Raw genomic sequence first — 2,607 nt, forward strand, 5'->3', positions numbered from 1 at the left:
GCAATCACAGGGTCATTCTGCCCATGTCGGGCAAGAGGTCGAAGTCTTCTACCGCTGGCATGCGCTGTACGGACGTCGGGTGCGGCGGCAATACAGCGAGCAACGAGCGACGGGCGAGGTGGTCCACGTTGAGGTGAGTCCTGGCGTCGTCATCGTGGTGGCGGCCTGGATGCTCGACGCGGCCTCTTGCGCAGGGATGAACCTTGGCGCTCCACGCGCATCCATCTCCGCCCTTGCCGAACTGCATCAACTGCTGTCGCAGCGCGGTCTTCGGCGAAGCTCCGCTGGTGTTCAACACCCCCGCGAGGAGCAACATGACCAATTCGCCCCGAACCCAACTGATGCGCTTGGCACCGCCGGCTCCCATGTCTCAGAGACAGTTGAGCATGGTATTCGAGTCCCCGGTTCTCCAGGGGATGAGCCCGGGCGAACGCGCCACCGCGATTGCGCAACTGGCGGTCCTGCTGCTGCAAGCAGCGGGTGTTCAACAGACGGGAGCTGACGATGGCGAACACTGATCTGTTGCCCGCCACCGTACTGCGTCGGAAGGCCGTCGTCTACGTGCGGCAGTCCACCCAGACGCAGGTTCAGAATAACCTGGAGAGCCAGCGCCGTCAGTACGACCTGGTCGAGGAAGCACGCCGCCGTGGCTTTGCGCAGGTCGAGGTCATCGATGACGACCTCGGCCGTTCCGCCAGTGGCATGGTGGCCCGACCAGGTTTCGACCGGCTTGTCGCTTGGCTCTGCGCCGGCGAGGTCGGTGCCGTGCTGTGCTTCGACGCCTCGCGGCTGGCACGCAATGGCCGCGACTGGCACCACCTTCTGGAGCTGTGCGGCTTGGTCGAGGCCCGGGTCATCGACCTGGATGGGGTCTACGACCCATGTCGCCCTAATGATCGACTGCTGCTGGGCATGAAGGGCAGCATCAGCGAATTCGAGCTCGGCGTGCTCAGGGCGCGCATGTTCGAGGCAGCCCGCGCCAAGGCCCAGCGCGGCGAGCTGCGCATCAGCGTGCCTATCGGCTACGTCTGGCACCGCGAGGTCGGTTTGGGCTTCGATCCCGACATACGGCTGCAGGAGGCAATCCGATTGATCTTCGCGCGGTTTCGCAAGCTGGGCAGCGCCCGCCAAGCCTTTCTGTCGCTTGCTGCCGAACAGGTTCACTTCCCGCGCCCATCTGATGGCAAGAAGATGGTGACGTTCGACTGGACTCCAATCCGTTATCGCAACGTGATCGCGGTGCTTAAGAATCCTTTTTACGCTGGCACCTATGCCTACGGCAAGAGCGAGAAGCGCACGGCCCTCGTCGATGGACGACTGCGCAAGAGCTATGGCCATAGCAAGCCGGTCGAGCATTGGGAGGTGATGCTCCAGGGCCACCATGAAGCCTACATCGACTGGTCCGAATTCGAGCGCAATCAGAAGCAACTTGCCGTCAATGCCTACGGTAGAGTGGATGGTGTGAAGTCGGGTCGCGGCGGGCGTGCGTTGCTCGCGGGTATGCTGTGCTGCGCGCGTTGCGGCCGCCGTCTGACGGTCGCGTATACCGGCCGCGGTGCACGTCAACCGGTGTATCGGTGCGACCGTCCGCACGTGCAGCTGGCGCAGCCGCGGTGTTTTACTTTTGGCGGCCGGCGAGCCGACGAGGCCATGGCAAGAGAGTTGCTACGAGCGGTCGAGCCTCTGGCCGTCGAAGCGGCGTCGCTTGCTGAACGGAGGCACATGGAAGTCCAAGCGGACCAACGGCGAATCGTGAATTTAGAACTACAGCAAGCACGCTACGAGGCGACGCTGGCAGAGCGACGCTACGCGGCCTGTGACCCTGACAACCGTTTGATCGCCGCACAACTCGAACGGAGCTGGGAGTCAGCGTTGCAGCGTGTGCAGGCATGCCAACGGCGCGTCGACGCAGTCGAACAAACGCTGTCGGCCGTGGCAACACCCGACCTCGGTGGGCTCGCCCAAGATCTCGCCGCCGCATGGGATGCGCCCGGCGTGACGATGCGCACACGCCAGCAGTTGCTTCACACCTTGGTCCAGGAGATCATTGCCGATCTCGATGAGAAGACGCGAGAGATCGTTCTGACAATTCATTGGCGTGGAGGCCAGCATTCGGAAGTCAGGGTCGCGAAGCCAAGGTCTGGCGAGCATGGCTGTCGTACATCCGATGAAGCCCTGGCCGTCATGCGCAGCATGGCGGGCAAGTGGTCCGACGAGCATATTGCCGCGACGCTCAATCGCATGGCCCTGCCCACCGGGCAGGGCAAGACTTGGACCGCGCATCGCGTAAGTTCTGTGCGGATGGTGAACGACATTCGTGCGTACCGGTCAGCGAACAAGGACGGACAGTGGCTCACCATGTCGGAAGCCGCCGCAAAGCTCGGCGTGAACAACCACCGTATTCGGCGCTTGATCAAGCAAGGAATCCTGTACGCAGAGCAGGTTGTGCCGCGAGCGCCGTATCAGATTCGGGCATCCGATCTGCTCGATCCGCGCGTGATCGAGGCGGCCGCGCGGACACTCGGCCCGTGTCAGGCGGTCGGCGAGAACCAGATGTCAATGTTTTCAAGCACTTAACGAAGAGGGGCACTATGAACAAGCCATTGC

2 protein-coding genes are annotated in these 2,607 nt (G+C 62.9%); one reads left to right on the forward strand and one right to left on the reverse strand.

Features of this window, described 5'->3' with window-relative positions; all coding sequences use genetic code 11:
* Window positions 1–4 precede the first annotated feature (4 nt).
* Window positions 5–316, reverse strand: a complete 312-nt coding sequence (locus tag Q8R27_RS06280; protein WP_305698207.1) for a hypothetical protein — start codon at window positions 314–316, stop codon at window positions 5–7.
* Window positions 317–504: 188 nt separating this feature from the next.
* Here Q8R27_RS06280 and Q8R27_RS06285 point away from each other — a divergent pair, with 188 nt between their 5' ends.
* Entirely contained in the window at window positions 505–2,577 is a 2,073-nt protein-coding gene (locus Q8R27_RS06285; protein WP_305698208.1) for a recombinase family protein, read from the forward strand.
* Window positions 2,578–2,607: the final 30 nt, after the last annotated feature.

Origin of the sequence: Phenylobacterium sp., assembly GCF_030697305.1 — a bacterium.
Classification (GTDB): domain Bacteria; phylum Pseudomonadota; class Alphaproteobacteria; order Caulobacterales; family Caulobacteraceae; genus Phenylobacterium.